General features: G+C 58.4%; 19 protein-coding genes and 1 tRNA gene. 11 read left to right on the top strand and 9 right to left on the bottom strand.

The window, feature by feature from the left end; translation table 11 throughout:
* Positions 1-89 precede the first annotated feature (89 nt).
* Positions 90-926 carry an alkaline phosphatase family protein gene (locus ACR0FG_RS10805; protein ID WP_480892894.1) on the top strand — a complete coding sequence of 279 codons (837 nt, stop codon included), beginning with the start codon at positions 90-92 and terminating at the stop codon, positions 924-926.
* A 176-nt stretch (positions 927-1,102) separates the two neighbouring features.
* Complete coding sequence (gene pyrE, locus ACR0FG_RS10800) at positions 1,103-1,651, top strand: orotate phosphoribosyltransferase (RefSeq protein ID WP_480892892.1); 549 nt, start codon at positions 1,103-1,105, stop codon at positions 1,649-1,651.
* A gap of 96 nt (positions 1,652-1,747) precedes the next feature.
* Here pyrE and ACR0FG_RS10795 read toward each other — a convergent pair whose 3' ends face one another.
* The 4 genes from ACR0FG_RS10795 to ACR0FG_RS10780 form a co-directional block, all read right to left on the bottom strand.
* A complete protein-coding gene (locus ACR0FG_RS10795) occupies positions 1,748-2,671 on the bottom strand; it encodes an alpha/beta hydrolase (protein ID WP_480892890.1) in 924 nt (307 codons plus the stop codon).
* A gap of 12 nt (positions 2,672-2,683) precedes the next feature.
* Entirely contained in the window at positions 2,684-4,573 is a 1,890-nt protein-coding gene (locus tag ACR0FG_RS10790) for an acyl-CoA synthetase (RefSeq protein WP_480892888.1), read from the bottom strand.
* Between the two features lie 156 nt (positions 4,574-4,729).
* Entirely contained in the window at positions 4,730-6,550 is a 1,821-nt protein-coding gene (locus tag ACR0FG_RS10785; RefSeq protein WP_480892886.1) for an ABC transporter transmembrane domain-containing protein, read from the bottom strand.
* 161 nt (positions 6,551-6,711) lie between these two features.
* Positions 6,712-6,785 (bottom strand) — tRNA-Gly (locus ACR0FG_RS10780).
* A 157-nt stretch (positions 6,786-6,942) separates the two neighbouring features.
* On the opposite strand from ACR0FG_RS10780, the gene ACR0FG_RS10775 reads away from it, so the two are divergent.
* Entirely contained in the window at positions 6,943-8,832 is a 1,890-nt protein-coding gene (locus ACR0FG_RS10775) for a PhoX family protein (protein ID WP_480892883.1), read from the top strand.
* Between the two features lie 57 nt (positions 8,833-8,889).
* Here the strand turns inward: ACR0FG_RS10775 and ACR0FG_RS10770 are convergent, their stop codons facing one another.
* Both ACR0FG_RS10770 and ACR0FG_RS10765 read right to left on the bottom strand, forming a co-directional pair.
* Positions 8,890-9,384, bottom strand: coding sequence for a tetratricopeptide repeat protein (locus ACR0FG_RS10770; RefSeq protein WP_480893055.1), 495 nt, complete (start codon positions 9,382-9,384; stop codon positions 8,890-8,892).
* A gap of 103 nt (positions 9,385-9,487) precedes the next feature.
* Complete coding sequence (locus ACR0FG_RS10765; RefSeq protein ID WP_170710399.1) at positions 9,488-9,976, bottom strand: Lrp/AsnC family transcriptional regulator; 489 nt, start codon at positions 9,974-9,976, stop codon at positions 9,488-9,490.
* 102 nt (positions 9,977-10,078) lie between these two features.
* Between ACR0FG_RS10765 and putA the strand changes: the two genes are divergently transcribed.
* Together putA and ACR0FG_RS10755 are read left to right on the top strand one after the other, a co-directional pair.
* Positions 10,079-13,480, top strand: coding sequence for a bifunctional proline dehydrogenase/L-glutamate gamma-semialdehyde dehydrogenase PutA (putA, locus tag ACR0FG_RS10760; RefSeq protein WP_480892879.1), 3,402 nt, complete (start codon positions 10,079-10,081; stop codon positions 13,478-13,480).
* A gap of 42 nt (positions 13,481-13,522) precedes the next feature.
* Positions 13,523-14,266, top strand: coding sequence for a rhomboid family intramembrane serine protease (locus tag ACR0FG_RS10755; protein ID WP_480892876.1), 744 nt, complete (start codon positions 13,523-13,525; stop codon positions 14,264-14,266).
* A gap of 14 nt (positions 14,267-14,280) precedes the next feature.
* On the opposite strand, the gene ACR0FG_RS10750 is transcribed toward ACR0FG_RS10755, so the two are convergent.
* Positions 14,281-15,099 carry an IclR family transcriptional regulator gene (locus ACR0FG_RS10750; protein WP_480892873.1) on the bottom strand — a complete coding sequence of 273 codons (819 nt, stop codon included), beginning with the start codon at positions 15,097-15,099 and terminating at the stop codon, positions 14,281-14,283.
* 202 nt (positions 15,100-15,301) lie between these two features.
* On the opposite strand from ACR0FG_RS10750, the gene bhcA reads away from it, so the two are divergent.
* The 4 genes from bhcA (at position 15,302) to bhcD (ending at position 19,702) form a co-directional block, all read left to right on the top strand.
* A complete protein-coding gene (gene bhcA, locus ACR0FG_RS10745) occupies positions 15,302-16,492 on the top strand; it encodes an L-aspartate--glyoxylate aminotransferase BhcA (RefSeq protein ID WP_480892870.1) in 1,191 nt (396 codons plus the stop codon).
* An 11-nt stretch (positions 16,493-16,503) separates the two neighbouring features.
* Complete coding sequence (gene bhcB, locus ACR0FG_RS10740) at positions 16,504-17,475, top strand: beta-hydroxyaspartate dehydratase BhcB (RefSeq protein WP_480892867.1); 972 nt, start codon at positions 16,504-16,506, stop codon at positions 17,473-17,475.
* Positions 17,476-17,486: 11 nt separating this feature from the next.
* The gene (gene bhcC, locus ACR0FG_RS10735; protein ID WP_480892864.1) at positions 17,487-18,650 is read left to right on the top strand and encodes a 3-hydroxy-D-aspartate aldolase BhcC; all 1,164 of its coding nucleotides are present in this window, start codon (positions 17,487-17,489) and stop codon (positions 18,648-18,650) included.
* An 86-nt stretch (positions 18,651-18,736) separates the two neighbouring features.
* Positions 18,737-19,702: an iminosuccinate reductase BhcD gene (bhcD, locus tag ACR0FG_RS10730; protein WP_480892861.1), complete on the top strand. Its 966-nt coding sequence runs from the start codon at positions 18,737-18,739 to the stop codon at positions 19,700-19,702.
* A 58-nt stretch (positions 19,703-19,760) separates the two neighbouring features.
* Here the strand turns inward: bhcD and ACR0FG_RS10725 are convergent, their stop codons facing one another.
* Positions 19,761-20,546 (bottom strand): inositol monophosphatase family protein, encoded by a 786-nt coding sequence (locus ACR0FG_RS10725; RefSeq protein ID WP_480892858.1) that lies wholly within the window; start codon positions 20,544-20,546, stop codon positions 19,761-19,763.
* A 96-nt stretch (positions 20,547-20,642) separates the two neighbouring features.
* The gene (locus ACR0FG_RS10720) at positions 20,643-21,548 is read right to left on the bottom strand and encodes a LysR family transcriptional regulator (protein WP_480892856.1); all 906 of its coding nucleotides are present in this window, start codon (positions 21,546-21,548) and stop codon (positions 20,643-20,645) included.
* Between the two features lie 95 nt (positions 21,549-21,643).
* Between ACR0FG_RS10720 and metF the strand changes: the two genes are divergently transcribed.
* Positions 21,644-22,510, top strand: a complete 867-nt coding sequence (gene metF / locus ACR0FG_RS10715) for a methylenetetrahydrofolate reductase [NAD(P)H] (protein WP_480892853.1) — start codon at positions 21,644-21,646, stop codon at positions 22,508-22,510.
* A gap of 193 nt (positions 22,511-22,703) precedes the next feature.
* Positions 22,704-23,360 (top strand): J domain-containing protein, encoded by a 657-nt coding sequence (locus ACR0FG_RS10710; RefSeq protein WP_480892850.1) that lies wholly within the window; start codon positions 22,704-22,706, stop codon positions 23,358-23,360.
* The last annotated feature ends 10 nt before the right edge of the window (positions 23,361-23,370 follow it).

Raw genomic sequence — 23,370 nt, 5'->3', positions numbered from 1 at the left:
GGATTTTGCAATTCGGGACGGGAACAGGCATCCAAAGGGCTGCGAATCCCATAGGGTCAGCGGCAGGACACATTCAGAGGGCCTGGCACATGGATCGCAAGCTTCTGCTTATCATTCTCGACGGCGTCCCATGGCGCAATTTCCGTCGTCTGTTCGGCAATCTCGAAGGTTGGGTCGACAGTGGTGAGGCGCGGGTCTGGAAGTTGCGCGCGGTGCTGCCCTCGACCTCGGCCAGTTGCTATGCCTCGATCCACACTGGCGTTTCGCCGCAGGAACACGGGTGTACCGGCAACGGCAACGTATTTCGGCTGAATCACAAAGATATCTTCAGCCAGGTGCGCGCGGCCGGGGGCGTGACCGGGGCCGTCACCCACAGCTATTGGTCGCAATTCTTCAACCGCCATCCCTTCGACTATGTCCGCGACATCGAATATGACGAGCCCGACAGCGCAACGATCAATCACGGCCGGTTCTACACAATGACCGGCTATGGCAAGGCCAATCAGATGACACCATCGGATGTTGATCTGTACGGCTCACTCACCAACTTGTGCCTGCGGTTCGGCCTGGATTATGGCATCCTGCACACCTGCACACTGGACAGTATGGGGCACCGCTTTCACCACGATTGCGAAGAGATGGACCACGCCTGTTTCGTCGCAGACGAGATGCTGGCGCCCTTTATTCCGCGCTGGCGGCAGCTGGGTTACGAGGTCATCGTAACAGCCGATCACGGACAGGACGAGCGCGGGCACCATGGTGGTCGCAGCCCGCTGCAGCAGGAAACGGCGCTTTACTATTTTGGCGAAGCCGAAGGCCCAGATGCGGACACGGTCATCGATCAACTACAACTTGCCCCGACAGTTCTGAACCGCATGGGCGCACCAGTGGCCGAGACGATGAAGGCTAAGGTGTTTTTGGGGTGAAAACTCTTTTTCCCACGCAAGCATTCAAACGTCTGTTGATCTGTATCTTCAGCATTTAGCCAATCGCAAGGTTTTGGCACGTTGTTTAGCTGGCGCTGGCTTCTCTGGTTCGATTGATGACAACAAAACTTCAGTCCTCTATCACTCGACCCGATTTGGAATTCCGGAGAATGCAGATGACAAATTCAGATTCAGGCCCGCTGTCCGATCTTGCGCAGCGCATCGCCAATGTTGCGACACTGGAAGGCGAATTTCTGCTACGGTCCGGGCAGAAAGCCAATCGCTACTTCGACAAGTACCGCTTTGAGGGCGATCCGTCGCTCTTAAAGCCTTTGGCCACTCTGATGAGTGCGCTGCTCCCTCTGGAAACCGAGATCGTTGCCGGGTTGGAACTGGGCGGCGTCCCCCTGGCCACAGCAATTTCACTTGAGACCGGACTGCCCGCGGCATTTATCCGAAAAGAGGCCAAGTCTTATGGAACCTGTCGCGCAATAGAAGGTCAGGATATTGTCGGCAAGAAGATCACATTCATCGAAGACGTCATTACCACCGGTGGAGCGGTCGCTGACGCGTATCACCTCGCGAGGGCCGAAGGGGCGGACGTATTGGCGGTTGTGTGCGCGATCTGGCGCGGCGACGGCGAGCCCAAGATAAATGATGTTGATGCGTTGTCGGTCCACCCGGTGTTTAACCGGGTTGATCTGGAACGTTCGATTGCAAAGTGACCAAAAGCGATCAGCTGCAATTTCTGGATCCAGGCAGATATCTGGCTGATCGGGCTTTTGGGCCGAACACCTGTTCGTCAATTCGCCCTTTTTTGATCAGTCATACGGCCAAATCCCCTGCCCCAACGCCTCGATAGCGACCGAAATCCGCTCGAAACTGGACGCGGCGCGTTTCACGGTGATGCGAGCGCGCAGATAGCCATGAGGCAGGCCGGACTCGTTGATCCAATGCGCGCGACCACCTTCTGCAGTGATCTTCTGGCAATAGACAGGTCCATCGTCACGCAGCGGATCGCAATCGGCGGTGACAACAACAGTTGGCGGCAGCCCGGCAAAATCGGTGTCCTGCAGCGGCGCATAGGCGGGATCGCTGTCCGGGACGTGTCCGCCGCAGCGTATCTGTTCATAAAACAGCACGTCATCGCGGCTGAGCATCGGTGCCTGCGCGTGCTCAAGATACGAGCCTTGTGATGTGTCTCCGCCAAGTCCCGGATAGATCAGTACCTGCCCGATTATGGTCTGCAACCGCCCCCGCGCATGATGTGCCATCGCGGCGGCCAGATTTCCGCCCGCGCTGTCACCGGCCAGCACGATCGGGTCCGAAAATCTCTGCGCAACCCAGTTCAGGGCGGCCCATGCGTCCTCAAACTGGGCGGGATGGATATGTTCGGGGCATAGCCGATAATCGACGGCGACCACACGGTATCCTGTCTGCGCGCAAATCTCGGCGCAAACATCGTCGTGACTGTCAAGCCCACCGACTACAAAGCCACCGCCGTGAAAGTAGACAACCGACCGCGTCGGATTGCCCGCGGTATAGACGCGGACGGGCGCGCCATCCGCTGATGTATCCTCGACCTGCACACCTTTGGGTCTGGGCTGGTGAAACGCGGCACACATCGCATCATAGACACGGCGCTGATCTTCTATCGACAGATCAACCGCATCATCGGGATAGAATTCAGCCGTGCGGCGTATGAACGCCCAGGTTTCTTCGTCGATCAGGCGTTCATAATCCATTATCCCTCCGGCTTATTCAGACCACTCCCATGGCCGGGTAAACGACCCCAGCACTTTGGCAACATCGTCCTCGGAGGAGCCCTTGGCGTCAAGCTGCGCGACAAGACCGCGTTTCTTGTCATCAATGACCGAGATGACACGCGCAGCGACGCCCGCCTCTTCCAGCGCGCCGTTGTAGATGCGAGTGATCGCTTGTTTGCGCAGGTCGGGTTTGAACACCTTGCCAACAGCCGTTTTGGGCAGTTCATCCAAAATGGTCATGTGCTTGGGCTGCGCGGCGCGTTCATGCACGTGGACCTTGCAGTATTCCATCAGTTCTTCTTCGGTGGCGGTGGCGCCGTCTACCAGTTCGACGAAAGCGCAGGGTACTTCGCCCGAATGGGCGTCGGGCTGGCCGATGGCGCCCGCAAAGGCAACGGCCTCGTGCCCCAGCAGCGCCTCTTCGATCTCAGCAGGGTCAATGTTGTGACCACCGCGAATGATCAGGTCTTTGGCGCGCCCGGTGATCCACAAATACCCGTCTTCGTCAAAGCGGCCCAGATCGCCGGTACGCAGGTATTTGTCGAAATGGTAGAGGTTCGTGTTCTTGTCCGCCTCGGTATAGGTGTTGCCCGCATAGACACCGGGGTTCGAAATACAGATCTCACCGATTTGATCCGCCGCACACTCGGTTGGACCGTCCGGCCCGTCCTGGAGGATTTTGACGTCTGTGTAGGGGAACGGGATACCGATCGAGCCGATCTTTTTCTCTCCATCCACCGGGTTGCACGAGACCAGGCAGGTTGCCTCGGTCAGGCCATAACCTTCGACGATGGTTACGCCGGTTGCTTCTTCGAAACGACGGAACAATTCGACCGGCAAAGGCGCCGAGCCCGAGAACGCAGTTTTGACGCTTGAGATATCAGCATCGACCGGGCGCTGCATCTTGGCTGAGATCGCCGTCGGTACAGTGATGATGAACGAAACCTTCCAACGCTCGATCAGTTTCCAGAAATTGTCGAATACCCCATCGCCGCGATATCCGGCGGGCGTTGGGAAGATAACATGCGCGCCTGAAGAAACCGCGGCCATGACGATCACATGCACCGCAAAGACGTGGAACATCGGCAGCGGGCACATGATCACGTCGTTTTCGTCGAACAGCAGCGTTTGACCCAGCCATCCATTGTAGATCAGGCCAGAATACTTGTGCTGCGCCACTTTTGGCATCCCGGTTGTTCCACCGGTATGGAAATAGCACGCAACCCTATCCTCTTTGCTGTCTTCAAAGGTCAGGGTTGTGGGTTGCTTGGCCAGTTCATTGTTGAAGTTCTTGTAGTCCGCATGGGCCAGCTTTTCCTTGTCACCCATTTTGGGTCGCAGAAACGGAACCAGCCACGATTTTGGCGGAGTGAGATAGCGGTTCAGATCAATTTCCAGAATGGTCTTGACGCCCGGTGCATGACGCACGGCCTCTTCGACCTTCTGGGCCACATCCGTCTTTGGGAACGACTTGAGTGTAACGACAACCTTGGCCCCGGTTTCGCGCAGAATGGCTGCGATCTGTTCGGGCTCCAGTAGCGGGTTGATCGGGTTCACGATCCCCGCAACCGCGCCACCCATCATGGTGATCAGCGTCTCATTACAATTGGGCAGCACGTAGGCCACCACGTCCTTTTCTCCAACGCCCAGCGAACGGAACAGGTTGGCCGCCTGATTGACCTTGCCCAGCAACTGGGACCAGGTCAGCGTTTCGGCTTTGTCGGTCGGGCCGGACAACAATTGGAAACTGATTGCCTTGTGGTTCGGGAACTTGCCCGCTGTGCGCGACAAAAGCTGGTGAAACGTCACGGGCACATCCCGTTCATCCCACTTCATTTCCTGTTCGATGCGCGCTTTGTCTTCCAGTCCCACAAAGGCCATGTGGCTCCTCCCCATTTTTCTCCCGTGTCGTGCACGGGCTTCTGATCGTTCCAAGATGGAAGCAAATGAGGGCCCGCGCAAGCGAGGGCTTAGCTGTGGAAAGCGATAAAAAGTAGAATGACGCTACGGCGGTTCCTGGAATGCCGGTGCGTCACTTTATTCTGCAGCCACACCATCGGTGAATTGCAGCCGGGCCAGACGGGCATAAAGGCCGTCCTGTGCCACCAGATCGTCATGGGTGCCCTGCGCGACGATCCGCCCGTCTTCCAGCACAACGATCCTGTCCGCTTTCTTCACAGTGGCCAACCGGTGCGCCACGATCAGAGTCGTCCGACCGGCCCGCATCTGATCAACCGCCCCCTGCACCGCGCGTTCACTTTCGGCGTCCAACGCCGACGTAGCCTCGTCCAGCAACAGAACCGGTGCGTCGCGCAATATGGCGCGCGCGATGGCGATCCGCTGTTTCTGGCCACCCGAAAGCATCACGCCGCGCTCGCCGACAAAACTGTCGTAGCCATCTGGCAAGGCCGAGATGAAATCATGCGCTGCAGCAGCACGGGCGGCGGCTTCGACCTGAGCGTCGGTGGCGTCCAGACGGCCGAACCGAATGTTTTCGCGGGCCGAGGCGGCAAAGATCACTGGGTCTTGCGGCACCAGTGCCATGTGTTTGCGGAAATCTGCGCGATCAAGGGTGCGCAGATTGACCCCGTCCAGACTGACCTGTCCGGCTTCGGGGTCATAAAATCGCTGTATCAGTTGGATGACGGTGGTTTTTCCCGCCCCCGATGGTCCGACAAACGCCACCGTCTCGCCGGGACTGACCGCAATCGAAAACTGATCCAGAGCGACGTGCTCGGGCCGGGCGGGATAGCGGAAGGTCACATCGTCAAAGCGGATTTCGCCCCGTACCGGGGCAGGCAGCGGAGTCGTGCTGGTGGGATCATTAACCGTATCCTGCGCGTTCAGCAGTTCAACCAGACGCTCGGTAGCGCCGGCGGCACGCTGCAGTTCGCTCCAGATTTCAGACAGGGCAGCGACCGAGCCTGCCATGATGACAGAATAGATCACGAACTGGATCAGGACGCCTTCGGTCATCACTCCGTTACGCACGTCATTTGCGCCCATCCAAAGCACGCCGACAATGCCCGAGAAGACCAGAAAGATCACGATGACCGTCAGAACCGCGCGCGTTTGGATGCGGCGCAGAGAAACTTCGTATGAAGTTTCTGTCACCTCGCCGAACCGTTGGCGGCTGGCCTGTTCGTGAGTAAAAGCCTGAACGGTCTGTACGGCACCCAATGCCTCACCGGCATTGCCCGACGAGGCGGCGATCCAATCCTGATTTTCACGACTGATCGCGCGCAACCTGCGTCCAAGCACCAAAATCGGGACAATCACGGCCGGGATCAGCAACAGCACCAGTCCGGTCAGCTTGGCCGAAGTCAGCAACATCAGCACCAGCCCGCCCGCAAACATCAGCATGTTCCGCAGCGCAATCGAAACGGACGAGCCAATGACCGACTGAATAAGCGTTGTATCGGTGGTGATCCGACTCAGCACTTCACCGGTCATGATCCGTTCGTAAAACTCGGGGCTCATTCCGATGACGCGGTCGAAAACGGCCTTGCGGATATCGGCGACAACCCGTTCCCCTAGACGTGTCACCAGCGCGTAACGAATACCAGTTCCAACCGCCAGCACCGCTGCAATCCCGAGCGCGGCCAGAAAGTACCAATCCAGCAGCTCTCCGTCCTTGATGCGGAAATTATCGACCACACGCCGAACGGCCAATGGCAGAGCCAGCGTCATGCTGGCCGTCAGAACCAGCGCAAGCGTCGCCCCGATCATCAGCAGACGATATGGCAGCATGAAGGGCCACAATGACGCAAGAACACCCAGCTTTTTGGAACTTGCGCGCTCTTGCTCGGCACCGGGGGCCTGGGTTTGCGCCTGGGTCGTGGTCTGTGAACGTGCCATGCCTGGTCTTTGCTTCCTGATTACGGGTTGCGCCGGGCAAACCCGGTGCCCCGAGTTCTTGGCGTTCCGCACTGTTGGGGTCAAGTCATGCACTGCAATCGGGTGCGAAAAGGGCCATTTGACGCAAGCGCCGAACCGGACAATTACATGCTAGGCTGAACTGGAGCGGGTAGACGGAATCGAACCGACATAGCCTGCTTGGAAGGCAGGGGCTTTACCATTAAGCTATACCCGCTCAGCGTTTTGGCTGATTATTTTATGTGCTGGGCATCGTCAAGCAGGAAGTTGAATTTCTGTCGATGCATTCCGGCTCTATGCGCGTTTAATTTTCCTGTCACAATCCCCAGATACATCCGGCTCGTTGATTCATTTCAGACAGCCAGGAGCTATCCATGAAAGACGCCGATCTTACCAATCTGTCCGCCGATGACTGGGACGAGCTGCATTTCCCCCGCTCGGAGGAAAACGACTTTGACCGCGTCGTCGAAAGCGCCATTTCGCGGCGCGGTTTTCTGGCGGGTGTCGTAGCCTTCGGCTCGGGTGCCGCTGCCATGGGCGCGGGTCTTCTGGGCTCGACCTCGGCGCAGGCCGTCGAAGCGTCGCGGTTCGCCTTCACCCCGATCCCGGCGCAGACCGATGGGACGGTTCACGTGCCCGAAGGTTACGAGTGGAAAATGTTGATGCGCTGGGGTGATCCGCTGTTTTCCGAGGCCGATGGATATGACCTGACCGATGGTGGTGCGGTCGAGAACTCGGATAAGATCTTTGGTGAAAACACCGACGGCATGGAGACATTCTCGTTTCAGGGTCACGAGTTGATCGCCATCAACCATGAATATCCCAACCGCAAGATCAACTTGCCCGCGTCGCAAGAGGGCGTACCCGCCAGCGCCGATGACGTTCTGAAATTCCAAAACATTCAGGGCGTGACCGTGATGGAGATATCCGAAGGCCCCGAGGGCTGGTCCGTCGTCAAGGACAGTCCCTTCAACCGTCGCATCCATCACAACACTCCAATGAAAATCGTAGGGCCCGCCGCCGGTCACGACTTTCTGAAGACCGAGGCGGACCCGACCGGCACCGCGTCGCTCGGAACCATGAACAACTGTGGCTCGGGCAAGACTCCCTGGGGCACCTATCTGACGTGTGAAGAGAACTTCAACGGCTACTTTGGCTCGTCGGACGAAAACGCCAGCTATGACCCCAAGGTCGCGGACGGCATGAAGCGCTATGGCATCAAAGCCGAAAGCTGGAACCACTACGAACTGTTCGATCCGCGCTTTGATACCTCGAAAAACCCGAACGAGCCGCATCGCGCTGGCTGGATTGTGGAAATCGATCCGACCAATCCCGAAAGCACTCCGGTCAAACATACGGGTCTGGGACGCTTCAAGCACGAAAATGCCGAAGTCGCCTTGGCGGCGGATGGTCGTGTCGTGGTCTACATGGGCGACGATGAGCGCGGGGAATACCTCTACAAGTTCGTCTCGAACGCGGCTTATGCGCCCGGTGCTGACACCCAGACCTTGCTGAACGACGGTACGCTTTATGTCGCGAAGTTCAATGATGACATGACCGGTGAATGGCTGGCGCTGACTCCTGAAACCACCGGCATGGATGCGGCTGAGATCCTGATCTTTACCCGCATGGCTGCATCGGCGGCGGGTGGCACCACCATGGATCGCCCGGAATGGGTGGCCTCCAGCCCAGTCGCGGTCGAGGCCTATTGCTGCCTGACCAACAACAAGAACCGCGGCGTGAAACCAAATGCCGGAGGGGATGACACCTCGGCCAATGGCCCGAACCCACGCGACGCCAACAAGTACGGTCAGATCGTGCGCTGGCGTCCGGCGAATGAAGATCATGCCGCCACCGGTTTCGACTGGGATCTTTACGTGATGGCAGGCAACCCGACCGTGCATTCGGATGACAAAGCCGGATCGGCCAACGTTAACGAGGGCAACCTGTTCAACTCACCCGACGGCATGGCCATCGATTCGACCGGTCTGGTCTGGATCCAGACAGATGGCAATGACGACAACGAAGAAGATTTCGCAGGCAACGGCAACAACCAGATGCTGGTTGGCGACCCTGTGACCGGCGAGATCGTGCGCTTCATGACCGGTCCGAACGGTTGCGAGGTCACTGGCTTGGCGTGGTCGACCGACCTGCGCACCATGTTCGTCGGCATCCAGCATCCGGGCAGTAACTGGCCTGATGGGGGCACGCCTCGGTCGTCGGTCATTGCGATCAAGCGGACAGATAATGGGTTGGTCGGCTAACCACCCTGCTCACCAAGACGCCCCCGGTTTCAATCCGGGGGCGTTTTTGTTTCTACATCAGATATCTTCGCCCGGCGGGGCCAATGGGCCACCGGGGGCCATAAGATGACGTTCGGACAGCCAGGGGTTCAACTCCAGCGCCTCTGCCAGCGCATCACGGGCCTCATCAATTCTCTGCAGGCCCAAAAGCGTCAGTGCCCGCCCGCTGATCGCGGCAACGTGATTGGGCGACAACTCGATCGCCTTGTCCAAATCCGGCAACGCCGCCTGAAAATCCTGTCTCAGAAAATGGGCAAAGGCCCGTTGATTGTAGCCTTCGGCATAACCTGGACAATATTCGATCAGCTTGTCGAAGTCTGAAATAGCGCCCAGCAGATCCCATGCATTCCGGCGCGACATGCCCCGATCCAACACCGCCTGCGCGCTTTCGTCGGGCGCATCGGTCCAGAACTCCCACAATTGATTGGACAATTCCCGCGCGGCCATCTCATTTTCGGCATCTTGGATTTGTCCGATGATCGCATCAACACCTGCGGTATGATCAGGGGCCATCGGACATTCACTGGCCAAAGCAGCCGAGCCCGATGCGGCAAACACGATAAGAGCAAAGGCGAACTGTTTCATCCCATTGATGGTGAGGCAATAAACGGGCACGTCAACCCTGCTGCTCGAACCCGCCCGAGACCCCGGTTTCCTTGACCGCCTCCATCGCCACAAAGGTCGATGTGTTCGCGACATGTGGCAGAGACGAAATCTTCTCGGCCAGAACCGCGCGGTATTCAGACATTGATCCGGTCCGAACCTTGAGCAGGTAGTCGAAATTCGACGCGATCATGTGGGCTTGTTCGATCTCGGCAATGCTGCGCACAGCCGCGTTGAATTCTCCCAGCGCCTTTTCCCGCGTATCGGTCAGGCGCACTTCGACAAAGGCTACGTGATCCAGACCCAGTCGGATCGGGTCCAGCATCGCCCGGTAACCTGTGATTATGCCTTCAGCCTCAAGCCGCTTGAGCCGCGCCTGCGTCGGCGATTTCGACAATCCGATGTGACGCGCCAGATCGGCCACGGACATCCGCCCGTCTTCCGCCAGAATCGCCAGCAACGCCCGATCAAAGCGATCCAGCCCTGGAAAGTCTTTTTGCATCGCAATACCCCAAAAAATCGGTCTGTTCGCCTGCAGTTTAGCCATATTTGACCGATTGTCCCGTTAATTCGCAGCTATACTACACAAAAGACCGGAGGAAACATGTCTCACACCCTGCGCACCCGAATTGATACCCAGACCTACGCCGATCAATCCGCTGTACTGGATGATCTGATCTCGGTCGCGGCTCTTGATGCGGGCGACCGCGCTGCCATCTGCGATGCAGCGGCGCAATTGGTGCGCGACATCCGGTCCAGCACCTCGCCCGGCATGATGGAGGTTTTCCTGGCCGAATACGGCCTGTCGACAGACGAAGGTGTGGCCCTGATGTGTCTGGCCGAAGCCCTTTTGCGTGTGCCTGACGCTGACACCATCGACGCGCTGATCGAAGACAAGATCGCGCCATCGGACTGGGGCAAGCATTTGGGAAGGTCTTCTTCTTCGCTGGTCAACGCATCGACTTGGGCGCTGATGCTGACGGGCAAGGTACTGGATGAGGACAAGACATCGCCGGTCAGCGCCATTCGCGGCGCGATCAAACGATTGGGAGAGCCCGTCATCCGCACCGCAGTGGGCCGCGCGATGAAAGAGATGGGGCGGCAATTCGTGCTGGGTGAAACCATCAAGTCGGCCATGTCCCGGGCCAGTGGAATGGAAGAAAAGGGCTACACCTATTCTTACGACATGCTGGGTGAAGCTGCACGGACCGAAGCCGACGCAGCGCGATATCACCTGTCTTATTCGCGTGCAATTTCAGCCATCGCCGAGGCGTGCACACACAGTGATATTCGCGCCAATCCGGGTATCTCGGTCAAGCTGTCTGCCCTGCACCCGCGATACGAGTTAGCGCAAGAGCAGCAAGTCATGGACCAACTGGCCCCGCGTCTGCGGTCCCTGGCCTTGCTGGCCAAATCTGCTGGCATGGGGCTGAATGTGGACGCGGAAGAGGCGGACCGGCTTTCCCTGTCTTTGCAAGTCATCGAGATGGTGATGGCCGAACCGGCGCTGGCCGGTTGGGACGGGTTTGGGATCGTCGTTCAGGCATATGGTCCCCGCGCCGGGTTGGTTCTGGATACGCTTTACGAGATGGCGGAACGGCATGATCGCAAGATCATGGTCCGGCTGGTCAAAGGAGCCTATTGGGATACCGAGATCAAGCGCGCGCAGGTCGAAGGTGTCGATGGGTTTCCGGTATTTACGCAAAAGGCGGCAACCGATGTGTCTTACATTGCGAATGCGCGCAAACTGCTGAGCATGACCGACCGGATTTATCCGCAATTCGCGACGCATAACGCACACACGGTCAGCGCAATTCTCCACATGGCCGAAGATCAGCCGTTCGAATTTCAGCGCCTGCACGGAATGGGCGAAACCCTGCACCAGATCGTCAAAAGCCAACACAACACGCGCTGCCGTATCTATGCCCCGGTCGGGGCACACCGCGATTTGCTGGCCTATCTGGTGCGTCGCCTGCTGGAAAACGGTGCCAACTCATCCTTCGTGAACCAGATCGTGGATGAGGATGTGCCACCCGAAGAGGTTGCCGCCGATCCGTTCCAGACCGTACTTTCACCCGCGCGATCCCTGCCAACCGGGCCGGAATTGTTTGAACCGGAGCGTCCCAACTCTAAGGGGTTCGATCTGCACCACACACCCACGCTGGACAAGATCGATACCGCACGCGACGCATACCGGGCACATCACTGGTACGCCCGTCCGTTATTGTCCAACGACGCGCAGCCCGAGGCAGACGAGCCTGTCGTCAATCCGGCCCGTCCGCAGGACAATGTCGGATCCGTTGCCCCGGCGAGCGCAAAGGATGTCGAAGCCGCATTGGCAAATGCACGACCATGGCAAGCCCCCTCGGCTGACCGCGCGCTAATCCTGAACGCAGCGGCAGACCTCTACGAGGCGCATTATGGCGAGTTGTTCGCACTGCTGGCGCGGGAAGCCGGAAAATCCGTGCCAGATGCTGTAGCCGAACTGCGCGAAGCCGTGGATTTTCTGCGCTATTACGCGGCGAATATTCCACAAGCCGAACCAGCGGGTGTCTTTACCTGCATCAGCCCGTGGAACTTCCCGCTTGCGATCTTCACCGGGCAGATTTCAGCGGCGCTGGCGACCGGCAACGCGGTTTTGGCAAAGCCTGCGCCGCAGACGCCACTGATCGCACATCGCGCTGTCGAACTGTTGTTTGAGGCCGGGGTGCCGCGTGACGCGTTGCAATTGCTTCCGGGTGGTCCAGCGGTCGGTGCCGCGCTGACATCGGATGCGCGTGTGTCCGGCGTGGCCTTTACCGGTTCAACGGCGACGGCACAGAAAATCCGCGCAGCCATGGCCGACAATCTGCGACCGGGAACGCCTCTGATTGCCGAGACCGGCGGGTTGAACGCCATGATCGTCGACAGCACCGCCCTGCCGGAACAGGCCGTGCAATCCATTGTCGAAAGCGCGTTTCAATCGGCAGGGCAGCGATGCTCGGCCCTGCGGTGCCTGTATCTGCAGGAGGATATTGCAGACGATGTATTGAAGATGCTGCAGGGTGCAATGGACGCGCTGCAGGTCGGCGACCCATGGCAGTTGTCCACCGATTGCGGTCCCGTTATTGATAGGCTGGCCTTGCAGACCATCACGGATCACATCGCCAACGCCCTCGCGGACGGCCGGGTTCTGAAACAGGTTGCTGCACCGTCAGAGGGCACGTTCGTCGCGCCGACTTTGATCGAAATCCCCGGCATAGCAGCGCTGGAGCGTGAGATATTTGGCCCCGTTCTGCATGTCGCCCGCTTCAAGGCGCAGGACATCGACAAGGTCATCGCCGAGATCAACAACACGGGCTACGGTCTGACCTTTGGCCTGCACACAAGGATCGATGATCGCGTGCAACATGTGACCGAGGCCATTCACGCGGGCAATATCTATGTCAACCGCAACCAGATTGGGGCAATTGTTGGCTCTCAGCCCTTTGGGGGTGAGGGGTTGTCGGGCACCGGTCCCAAGGCAGGTGGGCCGAACTATCTGGCGCGATTCTGTGCGCCTGACAGGCAAGAAGTGTCGGAAAGCTGGGCTGACACCATGACAGATCTTCCGGCCCCGACCGGTACACCTGCCAGTGCCAGAACCCGGTCCCTGCCCGGTCCGACCGGAGAAAGCAACCGGCTGACCGAGTTTCCGCGGCCTCCGCTGTTGTGCATGGGTCCCGGCGCTGAGACGGTAAGGGCACAGGTCGAGGTGATCGAAGCATTGGGTGGCACCGCGATTGCCGCAACCGGGTCACTTGACCTGCATCTGTTGGAAAACCTGACCGACATATCGGGCGTCCTGTGGTGGGGCGACGATGCCACGGCGCGCAAGATCGAGCAGCATCTGGCGCAGCGCTCCGGCCCGATCCTGCCTTTGATACCGGGCCTACCAGACCGGGCGCGCGTTCTGGCCGAGCGGCATGTTTGCGTCGACACCACAGCGGCGGGAGGCAATGCCGCGCTTTTGGGGGGTGCGGCGTAGGCGTGTCTTGACGCTGGGCCGCGAAAGGCCCAGCGTCGCGCCATGTTTCCGATCCGCGATCATAACCCCTCGGGGCGCACGCCCTACGTCGTCTACATGCTGATGGCAGCAAATATTCTGATTTTTGTCAGCTATGTTGGCATCATGGAGGACGCCCGGCTGCTGAGCCGGTTCTATTTCGACTATGCCGTCATCCCCGCACGGATTGCCGACGGTATCGCGCTTGAGACATTGGTGACGTCGATGTTTCTGCATGGCGGCTGGATGCATCTGGCCGGAAACATGCTGTTTTTATGGATCTTTGGCGACAATCTCGAAGATGAAATGGGCCACCTGCCCTTTTTGGTGTTCTACCTCGTCGCCGGTATCGGTGCCGGGTTGGTTCACGTTATCACCGGTCCTGATTCCATCGTGCCGACCATCGGCGCGTCAGGAGCAATCGCAGCCGTGATGGGTGGCTACCTGTTGCTGTTCCCCAAGGCGCGCGTTGATATCCTGCTGATCCTGATCGTCTATTTCCGGGTCTTTACCATACCGGCCTATGTGATGCTGGGCGTTTGGCTGGGGATGCAGTTCTTTGGCAGTCTAACCAGCGACCCCGATCACGGAGGTGTTGCCTATTGGGCCCATACCGGCGGATTTGCGGTGGGTCTGGTCATGTGCATCCCTCTGTGGCTGAAACGCGGCGGAACCGAATTCTGGACGCGGACACACGGACATCCGCCGCACCCCGAACATAAGTACAAGCTGTCTCAGTCGCGAATACCGCGGGTGCCACGCAGATGACGGTTTGGCGGTGATCAGGCAGGCCGCTGCCCGCCGCTGAGTTCGGTAATCTCGAACGCGGCTTCCATCACCAAATCAGCCAGTTCCTGAGCCCGCTCAGCGTTGAACCGGACCGTTGGGCCAGACACCGAAACCCCGGCGCAGGGCTCGGCCTTGCTGTCGAAAATGGCCGCTCCGATACAAGACATGCCATGGTAACGCTCTTCGCGGTCATGCGACCAACCTCGCGCGCGCGTTTCGTGCAGATCCACTGACAGCGCATCCCCCGGCAAGCGCGTGTGTTCGGTAAAGGCAACCGGATCGGTCTGCGCCAGCAACTTGTAAACAGCGGCTTCGTCCATCTCTGACAATATGGCCTTGCCAGTCCCGGATGCATACATGGGTGTTCGCGCGCCCGGAGGAAAGAAAGCGCGGATTGGGTTCAGCGTCTCAACCTGACCGACAAATACAACCTCTGCCCCATCGGGCACTGCCAGATTGGCCGTCTCGCCGCTTTGCTGCATCAGGCGGCGCAAGATCGGGCGCCCGACCTCAAGCACGCTATTGCGACGCAGAAAGGAAGCCCCCGTCCGATAGGCTTCGATCCCGACCATCCATTCCTGCCGTTCTTCATCGAACGCCACAAATCCATGTTTTTGCAGCGTCGACAGGATGCGATGCGTGGTCGCCGTCGGTACATCGGTTTCCCGCGCAATATCGCTCAGTGCAGCGCGCTCCATTTGCGCAACGGCGGTCAGAACACCCAGCGCCCGATCCAGCGACTGCATGGTTCCGGCCGAGCTTTCCTTGAACAGCGATTTGGGCCTGCCACGTGGTCTTTTCTGTGACTCCATTTTGCTTACCTTCTGTACGCAATGTCATTGACCAACGAAATCAAAATTGTCCGCCCGTTTGGGCGATTCAAAATTGAAAAACGGAAAGCTGTTTCTTCGCAGTACATTAGCGGAATTTCCAATAAAATGAAAATATTTTTCAAGAAAATTGCACAGGGCGATGAATCCAACGACACTTACGTCCAAAGTGGAGGACATCATCATGTCAAACCAGAACCCGGTCTTCATCCCCGGCCCGACAAATATCCCCGATCGTCTGCGCCTTGCCATGCAGGTGCAGACTCAAGACCACCGCGCGCCTGACTTTGTCGAGACATTTGCCCCGGTGCTGGAAGACACCAAAAAGGTGTTTGGCACCGACAAGGGCCAAATCGTCACCTTCCCGGCAAGCGGGACCGGTGGTTGGGAGGCTGCGATCACCAATACGCTCAGCCCCGGCGACAAGGTGCTGGTCGCGCGGTATGGCGTGTTCAGCGACCGCTGGATCGATCTGTGCGAACGGCATGGGCTGGAGGTTCAGATCGTCGAATGCCCATGGGGAGAAGGCGCGCCCGCCGACCGATTTCAGGCAATCCTGACTGCGGATGACGCGCATCAAATCAAGGCTGTGCTGGTTACGCATAATGAGACGGCGACCGGGGTCCGCTCGGACATCGCCGCCGTGCGCAGGGGCATGGATGATGCAGGGCACCCGGCCATGCTGTTTGTCGATTGTGTCAGCTCTCTGGCGTCGATGCCGTTCGAGTTTGATCGCTGGGGTGTGGATATCGCCGTCTCTGGCTCGCAAAAAGGGTTCATGCTGGCAACAGGCATGGCGATCCTTTGTGTGAGCCCCAAAGCAATCGCTGCGATGGACAGCGCCAAGCTTCCGCGCACGTTCTTTGATTTCAGCGACATGATGGCCGCCAACGCCTCGGGTGGTTTTCCGTACACGCCGCCGCTGCAACTGATCTACGGTATGCGAGAGAGCCTGAAGATGTTGTTCGAGGAAGGTCTCGACAATGTCTATGCCCGCCACTTCCGACTGGCCGAAGGTGTTCGACGCGCCGTCGAAGCCTGGGGGTTGAAACTGGTTGCGCAATCTCCCGATCTGTATTCCGACACGGTCAGTGCGATCTATGTTCCTGATGGGTTCGACAGCAATGCCCTGACGGATCACGCCTTTAACGCTTATGGCGTGTCCTTCGGCATTGGACTGGGTCAGTTAAACGGAAAGGCCTTCCGTATTGGCCATTTGGGCAGCCTAACAGATGTGATGGTTCTGTCCGGTCTGGCGACAATTGAAATGGCGATGGCCGATCTGAACTATCCGATCAAGCTGGGCAGCGGTGTTGCCGCAGCGCAGGAGTATTACCGCAGCTCTGGTGCCAATCCCGCCAAGGCGGCAGCGTGAGGAGGACACGCATGTTGGATCAAATCTCTGCCTCGGACCTGACGATTGAGGACATGCGCGCCGCGCATGATCGCATCAGGCCACATATCCGACAGACACCTGTGATGACGTCGGATTACCTGAACGACCTGACCGGCGCGCAGTTGTTTTTCAAATGCGAGAACTTTCAGGAGGCCGGTGCCTTCAAAGTGCGCGGAGCCAGCAACGCCGTGTTCGGCCTAAGCGATGAGATGGCCACCAAAGGCGTCTGCACGCATTCCAGCGGCAATCACGCGCTTTCCCTGTCATATGCGGCAGGCCGTCGAGGAATTCCGTGCAACGTCGTCATGCCACGCACCGCACCGCAGGCCAAGAAAGACGCCGTTCGTCGGTTTGGAGGTACGATCACCGAATGCGAGCCTTCCACGTCTTCGCGCGAGGCAACCTTTGCCGAGGTTCAGGCAAGGACGGGCGGCGAATTTGTGCATCCCTACAACGATCTGCGGGTCATCGCAGGTCAGGCCACCTGCTCGGCGGAACTGCTGGAACAAACTGATGGTGTGGATGCAGTCATTGCTCCAATCGGCGGTGGAGGAATGGTTTCGGGCACATGCCTTACCGTGTCGAACCTTGCCCCGGAAACCGCGATCTATGCCGCAGAACCGGAACAGGCTGATGATGCTTATCGCTCATTCAAGGCCGGACACATTATCGCGGATGACGCGCCCAAAACCGTGGCCGACGGGCTACTGGTCCCGCTCAAAGAAAACACATGGCACTTTGTCTCGAACAACGTGACCGACATTTTCACCGCCTCCGATGATGAGATTATCGCGGCGATGAAGCTAACCTGGAAATATTTGCGTGTGGTGATGGAGCCATCTTCGTCGGTGCCATTGGCGACAATTCTGAAAAACCCGGACGTGTTCCGGGGCAAACGCGTCGGGGTGATCATCACCGGTGGCAACGTGGACTTGGACAAGCTGCCCTGGCTGAAAGGGTAAGGAGAAACAGGATGAATAAACCCATGAATATCGATGAACTCGAAGTTGGCTATGACATCCCTGCCGCCATCGGCATGGACGAATCCGAAATCCAGACGCCCTGCCTGATCCTTGATCTGGACGCGCTCGAGCGGAACATCAAGAAGATGGGCGACTATGCCAAGACGCACGGGATGCGGCATCGCGTGCATGGCAAGATGCACAAATCGGTTGATGTCGCAAAGCTGCAGGAAAAACTGGGCGGTGCAGTTGGGGTGTGCTGCCAGAAAGTATCTGAAGCTGAGGTTTTTGCCCGCGGTGGTATAACGGACATTCTGGTGTCAAACCAGGTACGCGATCCCGCTAAGATCGACCGCCTGGCGCGCCTGCCCAAGCTGGGTGCTCGCACGATTGTCTGTGTCGATGACGTAGCCAATGTGGCCGACTTATCCGCTGCTGCGCAGGAACATGGAACCGAGCTTGAGGTTTTTGTCGAAATCGACTGCGGCGCGGGACGTTGCGGGGTGACAACGACCCCGGCAGTTGTCGAAATCGCCAAAGCCGTCGAAATTGCGCCCAATCTGAAATTCTCCGGCATTCAGGCCTATCAAGGGGCGATGCAACACATCGACAGTTACGAAGGTCGCAAGGAAAAGCTGGACACCGCAATCGCGATGGTCAAGGACGCGGTTGAAGGGCTGAAAGCCGAAGATCTCGAATGCGATCTGGTCTCGGGCGGCGGCACCGGTTCGTACTACTTCGAAAGCAATTCAGGCGTTTACAACGAGCTTCAGTGTGGATCCTACGCCTTTATGGACGCGGATTACGGTCGCATTCTGGACAAGGACGGCAAGCGCATCGATCAGGGTGAATGGGAGAACGCTCTGTTCATTCTGACCAGCGTGATGAGCCATGCCAAAGCAGACAAGGCCATCTGCGATGCGGGCCTCAAGGCGCAATCGGTCGATAGTGGGCTGCCGTTCATCTATGGCCGCGACGACGTCGAATACCTCAAATGCTCGGACGAGCACGGCGTGATCGGCGACCCGGACGGTGTGCTGAAAGTCAACGACAAGCTGCGTCTGGTGCCCGGTCACTGCGACCCGACATGCAATGTCCATGATTGGTATGTTGGCGTCCGGAACGGCAAGGTCGAAACCCTGTGGCCGGTTTCAGCGCGCGGCAAAGCGTACTGAATAGGGCACTGCTTGATCAACGGGGCGGCGATTTCATCCGCCCCGTCCCGTATTGCAGCCATCAAGGCACGAGAAAGGCACAAATAATGATCATCGTACCTGAAAAGGAAATCAGCGCGCTGCTGGGACGGAAAGAAAGCTATGAGGCGGTCGAGCAGGTCTTTGCCGCGATGGCCTCGGGCGATGCGTATAACTTTCCGGTGGTGCGCGAAGCCATCGGTCACGCTGATGCGCTTTACGGGTTCAAAGGTGGTTTTGACCGGGCGGGCATGACGCTGGGCCTCAAGGCCGGTGGGTATTGGCCCAACAATCTGGAAACACATGGGCTGATCAACCACCAGTCCACGGTATTTTTGTTTGATCCCGACACAGGGCGGGTCAAGGCGATTGTTGGCGGCAATCTTCTGACCGCGCTCAGAACTGCAGCGGCTTCGTCCGTGTCGATCAACCATCTGGCGCGCAAAGATGCCAAAGTCATCGGGATGGTGGGTGCAGGGCATCAGGCGACCTTTCAGCTAAGATCCGCGCTGGAACAGCGCCCATTCGAAAAGGTCATCGGATGGAACCTGCATCCTGAGATGTTGCCAAACATCGCTGAAGTTGCAGGCGAATCCGGATTGCCGTTCGAGGCCGTCGACCTGCCGGGACTGACCGAGGCGGATGTGATTATCACTATCACCTCTTCCTTCGCTCCGACCCTGATGTCAGAACATGTATCCGATGGAACGCATATCGCTTGCATGGGCACCGATACGGTCGGCAAGCAAGAGGTCGCCGCCGATCTGATCACCCGCGCCAGTGTCTTTACAGACGAGGTGGCACAGGCAGTGACATTGGGCGAATGTCAGCACGCGATCGCCGCCGGTACAAAGGCCGAGGCCGATATCCGGCAGATCGGAGAGGTGATCAACGGCACCCATCCTGGGCGCACTTCTGATGATGAGGTGACGGTTTTTGATGGCACCGGTGTCGGGTTGCAGGATCTTGCGGTGGCAAGCGCAGTTGTCGATCTGGCGGTTCAGCAAGGGATCGCGATCGAAGTCGACTTCTAAACAAAAAAAGCGCGCCCGGTTCGGACGCGCGCTGCGATCAACAGACCGGAGTTAAGAGTCAGCCCCGGATCACCTTTGCGAAGGTGTCAAAGATTGGCTCGTTGGCGCAGATCACTTCGCCGTCCTCAAGAACACTGCCTTCAGGGTTCAGCGCCTGAACAAAGCCGCCCGCCTCTTTCACGATGATGATCCCGGCTGCAACGTCCCATGCGTTCAGGCGACGCTCCCAAAATCCTTCGTAACGGCCAGCGGCGACATAAGCCATGTCGAGCGCCGCGGCGCCCCAGCGCCGCACACCGGCACAGGTGGGCATCAGGCGGGCCAAATCCTGCAATGTCGCGGGCAGGTCCGAGCGGCCCCCGAACGGCAGACCGGTCGAGAAGATGGATTCGATCATGCGATGACGACCCGAGACGCGGATGCGCATATCATTCATCCAAGCGCCCTCGCCTTTTTCGGCAAAGAACATCTCGTCCTTGGCGGCATCATAGATCACACCGGCAACGATCTTGCCTTTGTGCTCCAGCGCAATCGAAACCGCCCAATGCGGTAATCCGTGCAGAAAGTTCGTGGTGCCGTCCAGCGGGTCCACGATCCAGCGGCGGGTCGGGTCTTCACCGTCAATCGCGCCGCCTTCTTCGGCCAGCCAGCCATAGGTCGGACGCGCGCCCAGTAGTTCCTCTTTCAGAATGGCTTCGGCGGCGATATCGGCCTTGGACACAAAGTCTCCGGCGCCTTTCATCGACACCTGCAGGTTCTCGACCTCGCGAAAATCCTTGACCAAAGAACGCCCCGCTTTACGCGCGGCTTTGATCATGATGTTGAGATTTGCACTGCCAACCATTGTCCAAAGGCTCCTGTCCGGTCAAACCGCGCGTATACTGGGGCGATGCGCCCTTGCCAAGAGGAATGATACGCATAGCAGACCCGCGTCTGACGCCTATTGCGCCTGCAGCTTTCGCGCTTCGGTCCGGGCGAGATCGACAAGTTCCCGCACAAAAGGCTTTTCCAGATCTTCGGTGCGCACCGCAGCATAGAGCCTGCGGATGATCCCCTGTTCCGTCAGCGGGCGCGTGACATAGTCCGAATTGTATTTGACCTCGCGCACGACCCAATCCGGCAGGACCGAGATGCCTCGGTTCGATGCCACCAGCAGCAGGATCACAGCGGTCAATTCCACCTGCCGGATTGTCGCCGGTTCCACGCGGGCCGGGATCAGCAACTGGCTGAACACATCCAGACGCGTGCGTTCGACCGGATAGGTGATCAGGGTCTGACCGCGAAAGTCTTCGGCCTCGATAAAAGGTTTATCGGCCAAGGGATGCGTTGAAGCCGCGACGAAGACGGCATTGTAATGGAACAGTTCCACGAACTCGACGCCGGGCAGGTCTTCAGGGTCCGAGGATACGACCAGATCAACCTCTTCTTTTTGCAATGCAGGCAGCGCGTCAAAGGCCAATCCCGGACGAATATCGACATCCACATCGGGCCAAGACTTGCGAAACGCTTCCAGCACCGGAAACAACCACTCAAAGCAGGCATGGCATTCGATAGCGATATGCATCCGGCCGGTTCGCCCGTCCCGCAACGAAGTGAATTCGTGCTGCATCGCTTCGACTTGCGGCAGAATCTGTTCGGCCAGCCGCAACAGCCTTACTCCGGCCGCCGACAGCTTCATCGGTTTGGACCGGCGTAGGAACAGCTCAACCCCGGCCTGATCCTCCAAGCCCTTGATCTGATGGCTCAGCGCAGATTGCGTGATATTTAGCTGGTCGGCTGCACGGGCCAATCCCCCACATTCATGGATGGCCTTGATGGTTCGCAGATGACGGAATTCGATATGCATTTCTCACATGATTCATGTTGTTCTTGAATAATATGAATTTGTCTCACATTGCGGGAAGTGGCACAAGGGCTGCAACACAAAACGATGAGGCCACGATGAACACGCCAGAGATTTCATTCGAGTTTTTCCCTCCGCAATCGCTGGAGGCTTCGTTCCGCCTTTGGGACACAGTTCAAACGCTCGCACCGCTGGATCCACGATTCGTCTCGGTGACCTATGGTGCCGGGGGAACCACGCGGGAACTGACCCGTGACGCGGTTGCCACGTTGCACAAGTCGTCGGGCCTGCCGGTTGCGGCCCATCTGACCTGTGTCGACGCAACCCGTCAGGAAACGCTGGAGATCGCCGACAGCTTCGCCCGCGCGGGTGTCGAGAACATCGTGGCCCTGCGTGGCGATCCCCCAAAGGGTCAAGATCGGTTCGTGCCGCATCCCGATGGCTTCGCCAATTCGGTCGAACTGATCTCGGCACTGGCCGAAACCGAAATGTTCAGTATTCGTGTAGGGGCCTATCCCGATATCCACCCCGAGGCCCAATGCGCGCGTACTGATGTGGATTGGCTCAAGGCCAAACTGGATGCCGGGGCCGACGAGGCGCTGACCCAGTTCTTCTTCGAGGCCGAAACTTTTTTCCGCTTCCGCGATGCCTGTGAAAAGGCAGGAATCGACAAGCCGATCGTTCCGGGCATTCTGCCCATCGAAAACTGGAAAGGGGCGCGCAGTTTCGCACGCCGTTGCGGAACCCGCATCCCGGATTGGGTCGAGAATGCGTTCGACAAGGCGATTCGCGACGACCGCGAAGAGCTGCTGGCCACCGCGCTCTGCACCGAGCTGTGTTCCGACCTGATTGAGGGCGGTGTCGACAAGCTGCATTTCTACACGCTCAACCGCCCGGAACTGACCCGGGATGTGTGCTTTGCACTGGGTGTGGCCCCGCGCCTCGACCTGCAAAACGTGGCATGAAACCCGTTATTCCGGCAGTGGGTAAATGAATTGAAAATCCGCCGCGTCGCTCCGCATGGCGGATTTCGCAACAATCCCCATCAGCGGCCTTGAACTGTCGCCCCAAGGACCCCCAATACGCGGAAAAGTTTGACAAAAATGTGACCGATGGCACACTGCAATCAGTTAAGTTTTTTGAAGAGTTTTCCGAGTTATGGAACCAGTGAACAAACAGAGTGCACGGGCTGAGGCCCTGCAAGTGCTTGGGCTGTCTCAGGATGCAAAAGCACGCGATATTCGTAACGCCTGGCGCGACATTGCCTTTCACGCGCATCCCGATCATACGGGCGGCGACTACTCCGGCTTTGCCAAGGCCAAGACGGCCTATGATTTTCTGCGCAAGGAAGGGTTGACCAAGGAACCTGATGGTCCCGCCCTGCCCCGCCGCCCCCGGTTGAAAAAGCGCCTGATCGATCTGGGCACGTCAGAGGTCGATCTGTGCCGTAACATGCTGCGCCCGGATCAGGCGCTGTGCCATCTGGCAGACAATCCGGCGGTTCTGTCGGATGATGAAGATGCGGCCTCGGACCATGTTCCCGAGGCAATCGGATGCTTTGGGCGCGAGTTGACCTATTTCGTAAAAACACCTGTTTGCGAAGGGTCAAACCGCGTGGCCCTGCCCACATCCGTTTTGGCCAGTTGTCGAAATGCCGAACCGGAAATCCTGTCGTTTCAGTCAAAAAGCGCGGGTCCGGGCGAAGTCATCGTCCCCGACACGATCCGCGAGCGGAAATTCCCCGGGGCCAAAAGCGTCAAGATTCGGTTTGACGCCGATCAAAGCGTGCGCGACGAATTCTGCCTCGCCTCTTGAGAACAAAAAA

It is taken from the genome of Ruegeria sp. E1 (genome assembly GCF_056534225.1).
This window is presented reverse-complemented; position numbering and strand designations above follow the sequence as displayed.